Raw genomic sequence first — 16,752 nt, forward strand, 5'->3', positions numbered from 1 at the left:
ATGACCATGCCGTACTACGCCTCGCCCGAGCAGCTGATGCGCGACCGCTCGGAGTACGCCCGCAAGGGCATCTCCCGCGGTCGCAGCGTCGCCGTCCTCACGTACGCCGACGGCATCCTGTTCATCGCCGAGAACCCCAGCGCCACCCTGCACAAGGTCAGCGAGCTCTACGACCGCATCGGCTTCGCCGCCGTCGGGCGCTACTCGGAGTTCGAGAGCCTGCGGGTGGCCGGCGTCCGGCTGGCCGACGTCCGCGGCTACTCCTACAACCGGCGCGACGTCACCGGGCGGGTGATCGCCAACGCCTACGCGCAGACCCTCGGCACGGTCTTCACCGAGCAGATGAAGCCCTTCGAGGTGGAGCTGTGCGTCGCCGAGGTCGGCACCACCGCGGAGACCGACCAGCTCTACCGGCTCACCTTCGACGGTTCCATCGTCGACGAGGCCGACTTCGTGGTCATGGGGGGCCAGGCCGAGGCGGTCACCACCCACCTGCGCGAGCACTTCTCCCCGGGCATGGCCCTGGCGGAGGCGCTGATGGTCGGCGTCCGCGCGCTGTCGGCGGTCAGCCCCGCCATGGCCAACGGCGGCGGGGACGCCGCACTGCTCGCCGCCGCCCAGCTCGAGGTCGCCGTCCTGGACCGCCGCCGGCCCAAGCGGGCCTTCCGCCGGGTCGTGGGCGCCGCGCTGCACGCGCTGCTCGGGGACGGCGACGACGGGGCCGCCGACACCGGCGAGGCCGCTCCCTCGGCGCACGCGCCCAGCACCCCCGCGCCCGGCACGCCGCCCGGCCTGGGCGACCCGGCCGCCCCCGACACCGCGGGCGGCACAGAGGGCAGCGGCGAGGGCGGCAGCCCGTCCGATCCCGGCGCGTCCTGAGCCCATCGTCCGATCCCGGCGTCGCCCCGCGCCGGGATCGGGCCGTTGTCGTCCGCGACGCCTAGGCTCGGGACGTGGACCGACGGATCTTCGGAATCGAGACCGAGTACGGCGTCACGTGCACCTTCCGCGGCCAGCGACGGCTGTCCCCGGACGAGGTCGCCCGCTACCTGTTCCGCCGGGTGGTGTCCTGGGGGCGGAGCTCCAACGTCTTCCTCCGCAACGGCTCCCGGCTCTACCTCGACGTCGGCAGCCACCCCGAGTACGCCACCGCCGAGTGCGACGACCTCACCGAACTCGTCGTCCACGACAAGGCCGGCGAGCGCATCCTCGAGGGCCTCCTCGTCGACGCCGAGCAGCGGCTGGCCGAGGAGGGCGTCACCGGCGACATCTACCTGTTCAAGAACAACACCGACTCCGCGGGCAACAGCTACGGCTGTCACGAGAACTACCTGGTGGGCCGGCACGGCGAGTTCAGCCGCCTGGCCGACGTGCTCATCCCGTTCCTGGTCAGCCGCCAGATCGTCGTGGGCGCCGGGAAGGTGCTGCAGACCCCGCGGGGCGCCATCTACTGCGTCAGCCAGCGCGCCGAGCACATCTGGGAGGGCGTCTCCAGCGCCACCACCCGGTCGCGGCCGATCATCAACACCCGCGACGAGCCGCACGCCGATGCCGAGCGCTACCGCCGGCTGCACGTGATCGTCGGCGACTCGAACATGAGCGAGACGACGACCCTGCTCAAGGTCGCCTCCACCGACCTGGTGCTGCGGATGATCGAGGCCGGCGTCCCGATCCGGGACATGGCGCTGGAGAACCCGATCCGCGCCATCCGCGAGATCAGCCACGACATGACCGGCCGCCGCAAGGTCCGGCTGGCCAACGGTCGCGAGATGTCGGCCCTGGAGATCCAGGCCGAGTACCACGCCCGGGCCACCGAGTTCGTCGACCGCGAGGGCTTCGGCCCGGTGCACCGGCAGATGCTCGAGCTGTGGGGCCGGGTGCTCAAGGCCGTCGACAGCGGGGACCTGTCGCTCATCGACCGCGAGATCGACTGGGCCATCAAGTTCCGGCTCATCGAGCGCTACCGGGCCAAGAACGACATCCCCCTGGCGCACCCGCGGGTCGCGCAGATGGACCTCGCCTACCACGACATCAGCCGGCGCCGGGGCCTGTACTACCTGCTGGAGCGCGCCGGTCAGGTCGAGCGGGTGGCCCACGAGCCGCGCGTGTTCGAGGCCAAGAACGTGCCCCCGCAGACCACCCGCGCCAAGCTCCGCGGTGAGTTCATCCGCAAGGCGCAGGAGAAGCGGCGTGACTTCACCGTCGACTGGGTGCACCTCAAGCTCAACGACCAGGCGCAGCGCACCGTGCTGTGCAAGGACCCGTTCAAGTCCGTCGACGACCGGGTGGAGAAGCTCATCGCCTCGATGTAGCCGTGCAGAAGCGCGGAATCGCCCCGGGGCGGAAGCGCGGAATTGCCCGTCTCAGCCGACGGCGGGGTCGGCTGCGGCCGCTTCCGCGGGGGCCTCGGTGTCGTCGGTGCCCGCCGGCAGCGGGACACGGAGGGCGGCGTAGCGGCCCGCCGCCGCGGCGGCGAGGAAGTACGGCCGCTCCTCCTCGTAGCCGCGGCCCATCGTCGACAGCGGGACGGGCGAGAGGCCCAGGGCCCCCTCCAGCCCGTCGACGTCCATCCAGACGACGGGGTTGCGCTCGGGCTGCCCGGCCAGGTCCTCCTCGACCTGCCGGCCGAGCTCCGAGCCCAGCCCGCGCGGCGCCACCAGCGTCACGCCGCCCAGCGCCACCCGCCCGAACGCGGTCAGCGAGTGGTGGGACACCCCGCGGTGGCGCGGACGGGGATCGGCGTCGGAGATCCGCAGCGCACCCACCGCCTGCCCGCCCAGGACCGCGACCGCGTTGCACGCCTCCCCGGCGGTCACCCCGGAGAAGCCCCACGGGGTGCCGGTCCCCAGGTTGCCCGGGCCCTGGCTGACGATCGCCACGTCGGCGCCGAGCACGTGCCGGGCGGCCAGCAGCGCCGTGTGCACGGTCACCGCCTCCAGGTCGCCCCCGAAGGCCTGGCCGGCGGTGACCACCCCGGCCAGCGACGCCCGCAACGCCGACAGCGTGCGGGAGAAGCCGGCCACCAGCGCGCCGCCGTCGGTCATCACGTAGGCGACCCTGAGGTCGGGGTCGGTGGCCAGGATCCCGATGAGCACCGCGGGCAGCGCCGAGTGCAGGTCCGCGACCACGACGGGCATGCCGTCGAGGTGGTCGGCCTCGCTGATCGTCGCGTGGTGCTCGGTGGCCTGCTCGTCGACGCCCTGGACGCTGACCTGCAGCGGGGTATACCGGGCCTTCACCAGGTGCCCGGAGCCGGTCGGGTCCGGGGGCAGCCGGTCGGGCACGGCGACGACGAGCGCGTACCCGCCGGTGCCCAGTCGCTGTGCCCACGCCGTGGTGTTGAGCAGCACGTCGTCGCCCACCTCGGGGGTGCCCACGATCGACGGGTGCGCCAGCGAGCGGACGGCGCCGTCCCCGGGCACCTCGACGGTCAGTTCGACCGCGTCGCGCCACGAGCGGCCGACGGCGGTCACCGTCCCCCGCCGCCAGCGGATCCGGCTCGCGGTCGTCTGCTCCTCGCCCACGAGGTGGAGGCTAGTTGCGTCGCCGGGAGCCCGCCGACTCCCGGCCCCGCCGACAGCGCCCGGACCGGGCTCGCGCGGGGTGGGGGCGGGGGCCCGTCCACTAGCCTGGGCCCGTGGCGGCGAAGCGGGCGGAACGACTGGTCAACCTGGTCATCGCCCTCCTCGGCACCCGCCAGTACGTCAGCGCGGCGCGGATCCGCGCCACCGTGCCCGGCTACGAGGCCGACGACGGCACCGAGCGGGCAGACGAGGCGTTCAAGCGCATGTTCGAGCGGGACAAGGCCGACCTGCGCGAGATGGGCGTTCCGCTGGAGACCGGACGGACCAGCGCGTTCGACACCGAGGACGGCTACCGCATCGCGCGCGCGGACTACGAGCTGCCCGAGCTCACCCTCGACGGCGAGGAGGCCGCGGCCGTCGGTCTCGCCCTGCGCCTGTGGGAGTCCGCGCAGATGGCCGGCGCGGCGCAGAGCGCCCTGGTGAAGCTCAAGGCCGCCGGCGTGGACGTCGACCCCGCCCGCGCGCTGCCCCTGCGCCCCCGGCTGGACTCCGACGAGCCCGCCTTCGAGCCCTGCTACACCGCCGCCCGCGACCGCCGCCTGGTCGAGTTCGACTACCGCCGGCCCGACGAGGGCGCACCCGCGCACCGCCGCGTGCAGCCCTGGGGCGTGGTGGCCTGGCACGGGCGCTGGTATCTCGTCGGCCACGACCTCGACCGGCGGGCGCCACGGGTGTTCCGGCTGTCCCGCGTCGCCGGGGCCCCGCGCGTCACCGGCCCGGAGGGCGCGTTCGAGCCGCCGCCGGACCTCGACCTGGCCGCGCTCGTCGCCGGCCAGGACGGGGGACAGGAGCAGCTCGTCGTCGTCCGGGCGCGGCCGGGTGCCGCCGTCGGCCTGCGCCGCACCGCCGTTCCGCTCGAGCCGGCCGACGACGACGAGGACGGGGACCTGCTCCAGCTGCGCACCACCGACCTCTCGCGCCTGGCCGACCAGCTGGCCGCCTACGGCGCGGACGTCCTGGTGGAGTCGCCGCAGGAGCTCCGCGACGCGGTCGTCGAGCGGCTGACCCGGCTCGCCGCGATGGGGGCCCCGGCATGACCGCCCCCGGCACCACGGAGCGGATGACCCGGCTGCTGTCGCTGGTCCCGTACCTGACGGCGCGCCCCGACGGCGTCCCGGTGGCCGAGGCCGCCCGCGACTTCGGCGTGACCGAACGGCAGCTGCGCCGCGACCTCGAGCTGCTGTGGATGTGCGGGCTGCCCGGCTACGGCCCCGGTGACCTCATCGACCTGTCGTTCGAGGGCGACCGGGTGCGGGTGACCTTCACCGCCGGCATGGTGCGGCCGCTGCGGCTGACGACCGACGAGGCGGTGGCCCTGGTCGTCGCGCTCCGCGCGCTGCTGGAGTCCCCGGGCCTCGCCGAGCGGGAGGCCGTCAGCCGGGCGCTGGCCAAGGTGTCCGCCGTCGCCGGCCACGCGGGGGAGCGGACGACGCCGGTCGCGCTGTCGGTCGACGCCCGGGAGCAGGCGCTCACCGTCGTCCGCGAGGGCCTCGAGCGCGGCCGGGCGCTGCACCTGCACTACTACGTCCCCACGCGGGACGAGCGGACCGAGCGCACGGTCGACCCGATGCGGCTGCTGCTGGTCGACGGGCACACCTACCTCGAGGCGTGGTGCCGCCGGGCCGAGGGCGTGCGGCTGTTCCGCCTGGACCGGGTGGACGACGTCGTCGTCCTCGACGAGCCCGCCGCGCCGCCGGCCGAGGCGCACGGCCGCGACGTCGAGGGCGGCGTCTACCGGCCGGGCCCGGAAGCGCGGCTGGTGCGGTTGCGGCTGGCCGGGAGCGCCCGCTGGGTCGCCGAGTACTACCAGGTGGAGGACGTGCGCGAGGTCGACGACCCGCCCGGCGGCCTGGCCGTGTCCGTGCGCACCGCCGACCTCGCCTGGGCCCGCAGGCTGGTCGCCTCCCTCGGCGGGGGCGCGGTCGTCGACGAGCCGGCCGAGCTGGCCGCCTCGGTCGCCGCCGACGCGCGGGCCGCGCTCGGCCGGTACGCAGCCGGCGCCCGGCCGGACCCGGGCCGTGATGCCCGGCCGGACCCGGGCCGTGATGCCCGGCCGGACCCGGGCCGTGATGCCCGGCCGGACCCGGGCCGTGATGCACCGCCGGACCCGGGCCGTGATGCCTGAGCGGACCCCGGCCGTGATGCCTGGCGGGACCTCCGGGTCCGGCGGCTAGGGTCGGCGCCGTGCTGCTGGTCGTCTGGATCGCCGTCCCGGTCGTGTGCCTGCTCGTCCTCGCCGTGCTGGCGTACGGCGTGCTCGGGGCGCTGCAGCGGCTGGGCCGCGAGGCCAACGCCCTGCAGCGGGAGACGGCGCCGCTGCTCGCCCAGGCCCAGGCGGTCCAGGCACGGGCGGTCCAGGCGCGGGCCGGCGCGGCGCCGGAGGGCGCCTCCCCACCAGCGGGTGAACGGCCGGCGAACGCCGTCGGGCTGCCCGGTTCCGGCGCCTCCCGGGCGTAGCATCGCCGTCAGCCACCCAGTCCTGGAGGAACCCCGATGAACCTCGGCCCCCTGGAGATCGGTCTGATCATCCTGGCCGTCCTGCTCCTCTTCGGCTACAAGAAGCTGCCCGACGCCTCCCGCTCCCTGGGCCGCTCGCTCCGGATCTTCAAGGGCGAGATGAAGGGCATGAAGGACGACGACAGGGCGGCCGACGTCCGCAGCAAGGAGCCGGCGCAGACGTCGGCGCCGCTGCGGGGCGAGGTCATCCCGCCGGCGGCCCCGCTCGGCGACCCCGTCGCCGAGGCGCGCGCCGCCCAGCTCGAGGCCGAGGCCCGCGCCGCGGAGGCGCAGGCCGCCGCGCTGCGCGCGCGTGCCGCCCAGGCAGCCGCCTCGGGCGACACCCCTCGCTGACCCCCTCGGCACGGCGACGGTGAGCGAGGCCGCCCCCCGACGTACCCGCAGGCGCCGCCCGCCGCGGGACGCCGCGGCGACGATGTCGCTCATCGCGCACCTCACGGAGCTGCGCAACCGCGTCGGCAAGGCGCTGCTGTTCATCCTGATCGGCACCGCGGTGGCGTTCTGGTGGTACGACCACGGGCTCGGTGAGTTCATCCGCGCCCCCTACTGCGGCCTGGACCCGGACCTGCGGGCGCTGGGCACCGGCGGCTCAGCCGACGACTGCGACCTGCTGGTGACCGACGTCATCGGCGGTGCGCTGATCCGGCTGAAGATCGCCTTCATCGTCGGCATCGTGCTGTCGGCGCCGTTCTGGCTGTACCAGGTGTGGGCCTTCATCACCCCGGGGCTCAAGCGGAACGAGAAGCGCTACGGCGTGGCCTTCGTCGCCGCCTCGACGGCGCTGTTCGCCCTCGGCGCTGGCCTGGCCTACATCTCGCTGGCCAAGGGCCTGGAGCTGCTGCTGGAGCTGGCCGGCGACGGGGTGGCCATCGCGCTCACCGCGCAGGACTACATCGGCTTCGTCATCGCCCTGCTGTTGGCCTTCGGCGTCAGCTTCGAGCTCCCGCTGATCGCCGTCGTGCTCAACCTGGTCGGCGTGCTCAGCTACGCGACGCTGGCCAAGGGTCGGCGCTGGATCTACTTCCTCACCATCGTCTTCGCGGCCTTCGTCACGCCCACCCAGGACCCGTTCACCATGCTGCTCATGGCGGCGCCGATGTGCGTGCTGTTCGAGCTCGCCATCCAGATCGCCCGCCAGGTCGACCGGCGGCGGGCCCGCCGCGCGGGCCTGGACGGGCTCGCGGGCCTGGCCGACGACGAGGCCTCCCCGCTGGACGCGCGGCCGTCGCCGCTGGACCCCCGTCCCTCCGCGCTCGACGAGGAGCCGGTCGCCGGCCCCTCCGCTCCCACCGCCCGCTGACGTCGCGGTGGGAGCCGGGCTGCGCGCCGCCGTCCTCGTCAGCCCCGCGGCGGGCCGGGGGAGGGCACCCGCGGTCGCGGCCGCCGTCCTGGCCGAGCTCAGGGCCGGTGGCGTGACCCCCGAGCTCCTGCCCGCCACCACCCGCGCCGACGCCGAGCGCCAGGCCGCGGCGGCGGTGTCCGGCGGGGTCGACGCGGTGGTCGCCGTCGGCGGGGACGGCGCGGCGCACGCCGGGCTGCAGGCGGTGGCCGGGACCCCGACCCCGCTGGCCGTCGTCCCCGCCGGCACCGGCAACGACCTCGCGCTGGCCCTCGGCGTCCCCGGCGACCCGGCGGCCGCCGCCCGGGCGGTCGCCGAGGACCTGGCCGCCGGCACGGCCACCACGATCGACGCGGGCCGGACGGGGGAGCGGTGGTGGGCCACGGTGCTGTGCTGCGGCTTCGACTCCGCCGTCACCGACCGCGCCAACCGGCTGCGCTGGCCCCGCGGTCCCCGCCGCTACGACGTCGCGATCCTCGCCGAGCTGGCCCGGCTGCGGCCGCGCGAGCTGACGCTCGTCCTCGACGGCGAGGCGACGACGCTGCCGGTCACGCTGGTCGCCGTCGGCAACACCGCCTGGTACGGCGGCGGCATGCGGGTCTGCCCCGGGGCCGACCCGACCGACGGGCGCTTCGACGTCACCGTGGTCGGGCCGGTGAGCCGCCGCGAGCTGGTGCGCACCCGGCCACGGCTGGCCGCCGGCACGCACGTCGAGCACCCGGCCGTCACCGTTCACCGGGCCGCCCGGGTGGAGCTGGCGGAGGTCCCGGGCGGGTCCGGGCTCACCACCTATGCCGACGGCGAGCGGGTGGCCCCGCTGCCGGCGGTCACCGACTGCGTGCCCGGCGCGCTGCGCGTGGTCGGCGCGGGCCGCCGGCCGGCCGGGGGAGCGGCGGCGTGACCACCGCCTCGGCGTCCAGCCGCGTGCCCCGGCGGGACGCCCGGGAGAACCGGCAGCGGCTGATCCAGGCCGCGTCCGACGTCTTCGGCGAGCACGGCACCGACGTCAGCCTGGAGGTGGTCGCCGCCGAGGCCGGGCTGGGCCTGGCGACGCTGTACCGGCGGTTCCCCACCAAGGACGAGCTGATCGCCGAGCTGGTGGAGGCCGTGCTCGGCCACCTCGTCGAGGTGGCCCGGCGGGAGTCCGCCGCCGAGGACGGGCAGGGGCTGGAGCGGTGGCTGGCCGAGTACGCCGACATCCAGTTCCGCAAGCGGGGGTTCGTCGCGCGTCTGTGGGCCGACCCCGGCACGGGAGAGCTGCGCGCCGAGCTCGACGGGCTGCTCGCCGAGCTGCTGGACGCCGCGCACGACGCCGGCCGGGTGCGCCCCGAGCTGACCGTCCCCGACATCCTGCTGGTCGTGCACGCCCTGCGCGGGGTCGCGCTGTCGACCGGGTACGACGAACCCCAGGCGTGGCGGCGGCTGCTTGCCCTGCTGCTCGCCGGGCTGCGTCCCGGTGCGGCCGGCCTGAACGCCGCGCCATGGTCCCCCCGCCCGCGTAAGTGAAGTCCTGAACTCTCACTTCTCTTGTGGTGGCCCCGGGTTCCTGGCAGCGTGCGGGTCCAGCGCGGGGGCGATCGGCCCCCGCCCCGCCCGGCCGGCGCGATCCGCGCCGGCCAGCGCCGAGGAGGACCCCATGACCGTGCTCGCCGACCCGCTCAGCCTGCGGGGGAGGACCGCGATCGTCACCGGTGGCGGGACCGGCATCGGCGCGGAGACCGCGCGGATCTTCGTCCGGCACGGCGTCGACGGCGTCGTCCTCGCCGCCCGCACCCAGGCGGACCTGGACCGGGTGAAGGCGGAGCTGGAGGAGCTGGGGGCGCAGGTGGGCAACCCGGACGTGCGGGTGCTGGCCGTGCCGACCGACGTGAAGAAGGAGGAGTCCGTCGTCGCCCTGGTGGAGGCGGCGATCGACGCGTTCGGACGGATCGACGTCCTGGTCAACAACGCCGGCGGCACCCGCATGGGTCCGCTGGAGTCGACGCCGACCAAGGCCTGGGACTCCGTGTTCGACCTCAACGCCAAGGGCCCGTTCCTGTGCACCCGCGAGGCCGGGCGGCACATGATCGCCGCCGGCCGCGGCGTGATCGTCAACCTCTCCTCCGGCGCCGGGGTGACCGGCGTCCGGTACGGCGCCGGCTACAGCGCCGCCAAGGCCGCCCTGCAGATGTTCACGCGGGTCACGGCGGCGGAGTGGGGCCGCCACGGGATCCGGGCCAACTGCATCGCCGTGGGCGGCGTCGCCTCCGAGCGGGCATCGGCGGCGTGGGAGGTCGCGGGGCTGGACCCGGCGGAGATGGGGAAGGGAACGGCGCTCGGGCGGATCGGCGTGCCCGCCGACATCGGCCATGCCGTCCTCTTCCTCGCCACCGACGCGTCGGCCTACGTCAGCGGCCAGACCTTCTCCGTCGACGGCGGACCCGTCCTCGGCGGTCCGCCCCAGGACTGACCGAGGACCCTCCCGCCCCTCCGGCTCGCGGCCCGCTACGGGCCCGTGCGACACGGCCGGACCATCACCGTTATCCCCAACACCGTCGCCGCCGGAGGCGGCCGGCGTCCGGAGGAGGGACCGGGGAGGGCAGCAACGGCACGGCGCCCCGGCGTTCCGGCTGGCCCGCGGGCCGGAACCGCCTACCGTGGGGGCATGTCCAGCCCCGCTGAGCGGTACGCGGCTGCCCGGCGGCGGAGCGCGCACCCGGCCCTGGCCGACTTCGCGGCCGATCTCGGCTTCTCCCTCGATCCCTTCCAGGTCGAGGCCTGCGAGGCGCTCGACGAGGGCGCCGGCGTCCTCGTCTGCGCGCCCACCGGTGCGGGCAAGACCGTCGTCGGCGAGTTCGCGGTGCACAAGGCGCTCGCCGCGGGCCGCAAGGCGTTCTACACCACCCCGATCAAGGCGCTGTCGAACCAGAAGTACGCCGACCTCGTGCAGCGCTACGGCGCGGCGAAGGTCGGACTGCTGACCGGGGACAACGCGATCAACGGCGACGCCCCCGTGGTGGTCATGACCACCGAGGTGCTGCGGAACATGCTGTACGCCGAGTCCCCGGCGCTGGCGGGGCTCGGCTACGTGGTCATGGACGAGGTGCACTACCTCGCCGACCGCTTCCGCGGCGCCGTGTGGGAGGAGGTGATCATCCACCTCCCGCCGTCGGTGACCCTGGTGTCGCTGTCGGCCACGGTGAGCAACGCGGAGGAGTTCGCCGACTGGCTGGTCACCGTCCGCGGCCACACGAAGGTCGTGGTCAGCGAGGTGCGGCCGATCCCGCTGTGGCAGCACATGCTCGTGGGCAACCGCGTGTTCGACCTGTTCTCCCTCCGCCCGGCCGCGCACGCCGCCGAGCAGGGGGACGATCCGCGCCGGCGGTCGACCCGGGAGCGCGGCGCCTCCGTCGTCGACCCGGAGCTGGTCCGTTTCGTGCGGGAGCAGGAGCGCCGGCTGGACACCTGGGGCGGCGGGGGAGGGGGCGGCCGGCGGCGCGAGGGGTTCGACCAGCGGCCGCGGTACCGGCCTCCGCCCCGCCCCGACGTGATCGAGCGGCTGGACCGGGCGGGGCTGCTGCCCGCCATCACCTTCGTCTTCAGCCGCAACGGCTGCGACGCCGCCGTCGACCAGTGCCTGCGGGCCGGCCTGCGGCTCACCGACGAGCACGAGCGCGCGGAGATCGCCGCGATCGTCGACGAGCGGACCGGCTCGCTGCCCGAGCAGGACCTGCACGTCCTCGGCTTCTGGGAGTGGCGCGAGGGGCTGATGGCCGGCATCGCCGCGCACCACGCCGGCCTCGTGCCCGCCTTCAAGGAGGCGGTGGAGGAGTGCTTCGTCCGCGGCCTGGTCAAGGCGGTGTTCGCCACCGAGACGCTCGCCCTGGGCATCAACATGCCCGCCCGCACCGTCGTCCTCGAGCGGCTGGTCAAGTGGAACGGCGAGGCGCACGTCGACGTCACGCCGGGGGAGTACACCCAGCTCACCGGCCGCGCGGGGCGCCGGGGGATCGACGTGGAGGGGCACGCCGTCGTCGTCTGGGGGCCCGGTCTGGACCCCTCCGTCGTCGCCGGCCTGGCCAGCACCCGGACCTATCCGCTGCGGTCGTCGTTCCGGCCGAGCTACAACATGGCCGTCAACCTGGTGGGCAGCTTCGGCCGGACCCGCACCCGGGAGCTGCTGGCCTCGTCCTTCGCCCAGTTCCAGGCGGACCGCTCGGTGGTCGGGCTGGCCCGGTCCGCGGCGCGGCACGAGCGCGACGCCGAGCAGTTCGCCGCGGAGATGGCCACCGAGGGCGGGGACGTGGCCGGGTACGTGCGGTTGCGCCGGCAGATCTCGGACCGGGAGAAGGAGCTCTCCCGCGACTCGCAGGCCAAGCGCCGGCTCGAGGCCGCCGAGGCGCTGGCCGCGCTGCGGCCCGGCGACGTCATCCGGGTGCCCTCGGGACGGCGGCAGGGGCTGGCCGTCGTCCTGGACCCCGGCGTCTCCGACGGCGGCCTGGACGGCGACGGCGAGGCCCGCCCGCTCGTGGTCACCGAGGACAAGTGGGCCGGCCGCCTCGGCCCCGTCGACTTCCCGACGCCGGTCACCGCGCTGGCGCGGGTGCGGGTGCCGCGCAACTTCAACCACCGCAGCCCGCACGCCCGCCGCGACCTGGCCGCGACCCTGCGCAACGCCCGCGTGGAGAACGATCTGGGCGCCCGCCGGGTCAAGCACCGCTCCGCCGCGGCCGACGACCCGGTCCTGGACGACCTGCGCCGCGCCCTCCGCGCCCATCCGGTGCACGCCCTGCCCGACCGGGAGGAGCGGGTGCGCGCCGCCGACCGGTGGCTGCGCGCGGTGTCGGAGGCGGAGACACTGCACCGCCGGATGACCGAGCGGACCGGCTCGCTCGCCCGCCAGTTCGACCGGACCTGCGACGTGCTCGAGGAGCTGGGCTACCTCGTGCCCGAGGTCGCACCGGCCGGTTCCCCACCGGACTCCCCGGCGGATCCGCCCCTGGTCACCGACGAGGGGCGGCGGCTCGGCCGCATCTGGTCGGAGGCGGACCTGCTGGTCGCCGAGTGCCTGCGCTCGGGTGCCTGGCGGGGGCTGACCCCCGCGGAGCTCGCCGCCGTCGTGTCCACCGTGGTGTTCGAGGCGCGCCGGGAGACCCCCGGCCAGCCGGCCGTGCCCGCCGGCAAGGTCTCCGGCGCGATCGCGGAGATGCGCCGGATCCGATCCCGGCTGCTCGAGGTCGAGGTCTCCGCCGGCGTCCCCCCGACCCGCGATCTGGACCTCGGCTTCGCCTGGGCGGCCTACCGATGGGCCGACGGGCAGGACCTGGACCGGGTGCTGGCGGGGGCCGAGCAGGCCGGCACCGAGCTGTCCGGGGGCGACTTCGTGCGCTGGGCGCGGCAGCTGCTCGACCTGCTCGACCAGCTCGGCAAGGGCGCCGACGACGGCGTGGCGGCGACGGCACGAGCGGCGGTGCCCAAGGTGCGTCGCGGGGTGGTGGCGGTTGCCGCGGGCGGGTGACCTGCGCGCCGCGGACCGGTCTGCGGCACGTAGGTGGGGCAGAATGCCACCCGCCCCCGTCCGCGGGGAGAGCACGCCACACCGCCACACACCGTCCGGACGGGAGCGACGATGACCAACCCACCGCAGGGTGGCAACCAGCCGGGGCAGTACGGGCAGCCGGGCCAGCAGTACGGCCAGCCCTCCTACGGCCAGCCGGCACCCGGTGGGTACGGCGGCCAGCAGGGCGGGCAGCCCGGCTACGGGCAGCCCGGGCAACCCCCCTACGGCCAGCCGGGTCAGCCGGGTCAGCCCGGCTACGGCCAGCAGGGTCAGCCCGGCTACGGGCAGCCCGGGCAGCCCTCGTACGGGCAGCCTGGCTACGGCCAGCCGGGCCAGCAGTACGGGCAGCCGGGCTACGGCCAGCCGGGCGGGCCGGGCCAGTACGGCCGGCCGGCGAAGAAGTCGAAGACGGGCCTGATCCTCGGTCTCGCCGTCCTCGCGCTGGTGCTGATCGCGGCCGCGATCATCCTGCCGCTGTTCGTGTTCGACAAGACGGTGCTCGACGCCGACTCGGTGCGCTCGGACGTCAGCCGCCAGTACAGCGAGCAGTACGGCACGGAGCTGGCGAGCCTCGACTGCCCCGACGACATGGAGGTCGAGGTCGGCGAGAGCTACGAGTGCACCGGGGCCGAGGCCGACGGTGGCGCGGAGGTCCGCATCTCGATCACGATCACCGACGACGACGGCGCCTACACCTGGGCCGACGTCTCGAGCTGACGAACGACCCGACGGCGGCCAGCACCTGGCCGGCCGGTGCGCTCAGTCCAGCGCGTCGGCCGGCCAGCCCAGCGCCGCACCCAGCCGGCGCAGCGACGACCCGATGCCGTGCGCCTCGGCCAGCGCCGCGAGCGCCGTCGGGTCGGCCGGCCGGCGGGGGAGGTCGCCGTCCACCGCCGGCAGGTCGACGTCCGTGGCCACCGCCACGACGACGGGTGCCGCGTCCAGGTACGCCGCACCCGCGTGCAGCTTCTTGAGGACGGCGGCCGTCAGCGGCGCCTTCGGGACGACGGTCCGCGCGGCCGCCGCCCGGACGCCCGCGAGGTCGCCGAACTCGGAGATGAGCGCGGACGCGGTCTTCGCGCCGATGCCCGCGACCCCCGGCAGGCCGTCGCTGGGGTCGCCGCGCAGGACCGCGAAGTCGGCGTAGGCCCGGCCGGGGATGCCGTACTTCGCCGCCACCGCCGCCTCGTCGACCACCTCGATGTCGGTGATGCCGCGGTTGGTGTAGAGGATCCGCACGCCGCGGGCGTCGTCCACCAACTGGAACAGGTCGCGGTCGCCGGTGACGACGTCGACCGGGCCGCGGGCCCGCGTGGCCAGCGTGCCGATGACGTCGTCGGCCTCGTACCCGGGGGCACCGACCCGCGCCAGGCCGGCCGCCGCGAGGACGTCCACCAGGACCGGGACCTGCGGGCCCAGCTCGTCGGGGGTCTCCTCGCCGCCGTCGGGCGCCAGCCGGTGGGTCTTGTACGTGGGCAGCGCCTCGACCCGGAAGGCCGGCCGCCAGTCGTCGTCCCAGCAGGCCACCCAGCGGTCGGGGCCGTGCGTGGTGATCAGCCGGGCGGTCATGTCGAGGAAGCCGCGGACGGCGTTGACCGGGCGCCCGTCCGGGGCCGTGACGCTCGTGGGCACACCGTAGAAGGCCCGGAAGTACAGGCTGGCGGCGTCCAGCAGCATCGTCGTCACGACCGGGGACGGTAGCGGGCTCCGCCCTCCGGGCCGTATTTCGGTCGTGCCCCACCGATAGTCTTGCCCTCGTGACGGCGAACACGGGGCCCCTGGTGACCATCGAGCGGGTGCACGCCGCGCGGGACGTGGCGGAAGAGGTGGGCCTGGACCTGCTGGTGGTGACGCCGGGGTCGGACCTGCGCTACCTCAGCGGGTACCACGCCCACGCCATGGAGCGGCTGACCGCGCTGGCGGTCCCGCGGCGGGGGGAGCCCTTCCTCGTGGTCCCGCGGCTGGAGGCGCCGATGGTCGACGCCGGCCCCGCCGGGGCGCTGGGCCTGGAGGTCCTCGCCTGGGACGAGACCGACGACCCGTTCGCGCTGCTGGCGCGGGCCGCGACCGGCCGGCTGGGGTCCGCGCCGGCGCGCGTCGCGGTCGGCTCGCGCACCTGGGCCGAGCACGCCCTGGGGGTGCAGCGGGCCCTGCCGGGGTCCGCGCTGGAGCTGGCCGCCCCGGTGCTGGACCGGCTGCGGATGGTCAAGACCGCCGCTGAGGTCGAGGAGCTCGCCGCAGCCGGCGCCGCGATCGACCGGGTGCACGCGCGGATGGGCGCGTTCCTCCGCGTCGGCCGCACCGAGGCCGAGGTGGGCGCCGACATCGCCGCGGCGATCCTGGCCGAGGGGCACGTCGGGGTGGACTTCACGATCGTCGGCTCCGGGCCGAACGGCGCCAGCCCGCACCACGAGCTGTCGGGGCGGGTCGTGGAGGCCGGGGACCTCGTGGTGGTCGACATCGGCGGCGAGCTGCCGTCGGGCTACCGCTCCGACTGCACCCGCACCTACGTCGTCGGCGGCGAGCCCGACGCCGGGACCGCCGAGTGGTACGCCGTGCTGCAGGAGGCCCAACGGGCGGCGGTCGCCTCCGTCCGCCCGGGCACCACCGCCGAGGCGGTCGACGCGGTCGCCCGGCAGGTCATCACCGACGCCGGCTGGGGGGAGCAGTTCATCCACCGGACCGGGCACGGCATCGGGATGGACACCCACGAGGCGCCCTACATCGTGGCCGGCAACGAGCTGCCGCTCGTGCCGGGCATGACCTTCTCGGTCGAGCCGGGCATCTACCACGCCGGGCGCTGCGGCGCGCGGATCGAGGACATCGTCGTCTGCACCGCCGAGGGCGTGCGCTCGGTCAACGCGGGTTCCCGTGAGCTCGTCCGCCTCCCCGGCTGAGGCCCCCGGACCGGTCGACGTCGACCGGGCGCTGATGGCGGCTCTCGCCCGCGACGGCCGGGCCAGCTACACCGAGCTCGCCGACCGGGTGGGGTTGTCGGTGTCCGCGGTGCACCAGCGCGTGCGGCGGCTCGAGCAGCGCGGCCTGATCACCGGCTACCGGGCGTGCCTCGACGCGACCGGCCTGGGGCTGGGGCTGACCGCCTTCGTCGCGATCACGCCCCTGGACGTCGACCGGGCCGAGGAGGCGCCGGTGAAGCTCGCCCACCTGGCGGCGATCGAGGCGTGCCACTCGGTCGCCGGGGCGGAGAGCTACCTGCTCAAGGTGCGGGTCGCCTCCACCCAGGCGCTGGAGGACCTGCTCCGCGAGATCCGGTCGCTGGCGGGGGTGAGCACCCGGACGACCGTGGTGCTGTCGACCGTCTTCGAGGACCGGCCGCCCCTCTAGCCTGCGACCGTGCCCGCCGCGTTCGCCGTGACCAACCGCCTGGCCAACCCGGTGCTGCGCCGGGTGCTCCGCTCCCCGCTCGGCGCGCGGGTGGGCCGGCGGCTGGCCGTGGTGCGCTACACGGGCCGGCGCACCGGCCGTCCGCACGAGCTGGTGGTGCAGTACGTCCGGGACGGGTCGACCGTCTGGATCCTGGTGGGGGCCGCGGAGCGCAAGACCTGGTGGCGCAACCTCACGGAGCCGGCCGACGTGGAGCTGTGGGTGGCGGGGGCGCACCTCCGCGCCCGCGCGGTCGCCGTCGAGGGCGACGCCGCCGGCCTGGCCACCTACCGGGCGGTCGTGCCGGCGGCCCCGGCCGACCCGGCGGGCGTCGTGCTCGTGCGGGCGGACGTCGTCGCCGGCTGAGCGGTCCGCGCTGGACACTGCAT

The 16,752-nt window shown here is 75.6% G+C and carries 17 protein-coding genes; 15 read left to right on the forward strand and 2 right to left on the reverse strand.

From position 1 onward, the window contains the following. Together prcA and pafA are read left to right on the forward strand one after the other, a co-directional pair. On the forward strand, nucleotides 1-879 hold the full coding sequence (gene prcA / locus BMY88_RS10070) for a proteasome subunit alpha (RefSeq protein WP_091942689.1): 879 nt from the start codon (nucleotides 1-3) through the stop codon (nucleotides 877-879). 74 nt (nucleotides 880-953) lie between these two features. After that, entirely contained in the window at nucleotides 954-2,312 is a 1,359-nt protein-coding gene (gene pafA / locus BMY88_RS10075) for a Pup--protein ligase (protein WP_091942691.1), read from the forward strand. A gap of 51 nt (nucleotides 2,313-2,363) precedes the next feature. Here pafA and BMY88_RS10080 read toward each other — a convergent pair whose 3' ends face one another. Continuing rightward, nucleotides 2,364-3,524, reverse strand: a complete 1,161-nt coding sequence (locus BMY88_RS10080; RefSeq protein ID WP_244524567.1) for a DUF3866 family protein — start codon at nucleotides 3,522-3,524, stop codon at nucleotides 2,364-2,366. 113 nt (nucleotides 3,525-3,637) lie between these two features. Between BMY88_RS10080 and BMY88_RS10085 the strand changes: the two genes are divergently transcribed. The 10 genes from BMY88_RS10085 to BMY88_RS10130 all read left to right on the forward strand — a co-directional run bounded on the left by BMY88_RS10085 (nucleotide 3,638) and on the right by BMY88_RS10130 (nucleotide 13,696). Further along, on the forward strand, nucleotides 3,638-4,621 hold the full coding sequence (locus BMY88_RS10085; protein WP_091942693.1) for a helix-turn-helix transcriptional regulator: 984 nt from the start codon (nucleotides 3,638-3,640) through the stop codon (nucleotides 4,619-4,621). Further along, nucleotides 4,618-5,709, forward strand: a complete 1,092-nt coding sequence (locus tag BMY88_RS10090; protein WP_091942695.1) for a helix-turn-helix transcriptional regulator — start codon at nucleotides 4,618-4,620, stop codon at nucleotides 5,707-5,709. The genes BMY88_RS10085 and BMY88_RS10090 overlap by 4 nt, the downstream gene beginning before the upstream one ends. A 59-nt stretch (nucleotides 5,710-5,768) precedes the next feature. Continuing rightward, on the forward strand, nucleotides 5,769-6,041 hold the full coding sequence (locus BMY88_RS10095) for a hypothetical protein (protein ID WP_091942696.1): 273 nt from the start codon (nucleotides 5,769-5,771) through the stop codon (nucleotides 6,039-6,041). Nucleotides 6,042-6,077: 36 nt separating this feature from the next. Next, complete coding sequence (tatA, locus tag BMY88_RS10100) at nucleotides 6,078-6,434, forward strand: Sec-independent protein translocase subunit TatA (protein WP_091942698.1); 357 nt, start codon at nucleotides 6,078-6,080, stop codon at nucleotides 6,432-6,434. Between the two features lie 19 nt (nucleotides 6,435-6,453). Next, nucleotides 6,454-7,401, forward strand: coding sequence for a twin-arginine translocase subunit TatC (tatC, locus tag BMY88_RS10105; protein WP_244524568.1), 948 nt, complete (start codon nucleotides 6,454-6,456; stop codon nucleotides 7,399-7,401). Nucleotides 7,402-7,408: 7 nt separating this feature from the next. Next, entirely contained in the window at nucleotides 7,409-8,341 is a 933-nt protein-coding gene (locus BMY88_RS10110) for a diacylglycerol kinase family protein (protein ID WP_244524569.1), read from the forward strand. Then, nucleotides 8,338-8,946 (forward strand): TetR/AcrR family transcriptional regulator, encoded by a 609-nt coding sequence (locus tag BMY88_RS10115; RefSeq protein WP_170861052.1) that lies wholly within the window; start codon nucleotides 8,338-8,340, stop codon nucleotides 8,944-8,946. Before BMY88_RS10110 ends, BMY88_RS10115 begins: the two co-directional genes overlap by 4 nt. Nucleotides 8,947-9,076: 130 nt before the next feature. Beyond that, nucleotides 9,077-9,889, forward strand: coding sequence for an SDR family NAD(P)-dependent oxidoreductase (locus BMY88_RS10120; protein ID WP_091942702.1), 813 nt, complete (start codon nucleotides 9,077-9,079; stop codon nucleotides 9,887-9,889). Between the two features lie 195 nt (nucleotides 9,890-10,084). Beyond that, nucleotides 10,085-12,937, forward strand: a complete 2,853-nt coding sequence (locus BMY88_RS10125; RefSeq protein WP_091942704.1) for a DEAD/DEAH box helicase — start codon at nucleotides 10,085-10,087, stop codon at nucleotides 12,935-12,937. Between the two features lie 111 nt (nucleotides 12,938-13,048). After that, nucleotides 13,049-13,696, forward strand: coding sequence for a DUF4333 domain-containing protein (locus BMY88_RS10130; RefSeq protein WP_091942706.1), 648 nt, complete (start codon nucleotides 13,049-13,051; stop codon nucleotides 13,694-13,696). A gap of 42 nt (nucleotides 13,697-13,738) precedes the next feature. Here BMY88_RS10130 and BMY88_RS10135 read toward each other — a convergent pair whose 3' ends face one another. Then, nucleotides 13,739-14,656 carry a 5'-3' exonuclease gene (locus tag BMY88_RS10135; RefSeq protein WP_091942911.1) on the reverse strand — a complete coding sequence of 306 codons (918 nt, stop codon included), beginning with the start codon at nucleotides 14,654-14,656 and terminating at the stop codon, nucleotides 13,739-13,741. An 80-nt stretch (nucleotides 14,657-14,736) separates the two neighbouring features. Here BMY88_RS10135 and BMY88_RS10140 point away from each other — a divergent pair, with 80 nt between their 5' ends. Genes BMY88_RS10140 through BMY88_RS10150 form a run of 3 tightly spaced genes read left to right on the forward strand, consistent with a single transcriptional unit; the run spans nucleotide 14,737 to nucleotide 16,729 of the window. Next, nucleotides 14,737-15,876: a M24 family metallopeptidase gene (locus BMY88_RS10140; protein WP_244524570.1), complete on the forward strand. Its 1,140-nt coding sequence runs from the start codon at nucleotides 14,737-14,739 to the stop codon at nucleotides 15,874-15,876. Further along, complete coding sequence (locus BMY88_RS10145; protein ID WP_091942708.1) at nucleotides 15,851-16,324, forward strand: Lrp/AsnC family transcriptional regulator; 474 nt, start codon at nucleotides 15,851-15,853, stop codon at nucleotides 16,322-16,324. The genes BMY88_RS10140 and BMY88_RS10145 overlap by 26 nt, the downstream gene beginning before the upstream one ends. 9 nt (nucleotides 16,325-16,333) lie before the next feature. Continuing rightward, nucleotides 16,334-16,729: a nitroreductase/quinone reductase family protein gene (locus BMY88_RS10150; RefSeq protein WP_091942711.1), complete on the forward strand. Its 396-nt coding sequence runs from the start codon at nucleotides 16,334-16,336 to the stop codon at nucleotides 16,727-16,729. The last annotated feature ends 23 nt before the right edge of the window (nucleotides 16,730-16,752 follow it).

This window comes from Trujillonella endophytica (genome assembly GCF_900110555.1).
Lineage (GTDB): Bacteria > Actinomycetota > Actinomycetes > Mycobacteriales > Geodermatophilaceae > Trujillonella > Trujillonella endophytica.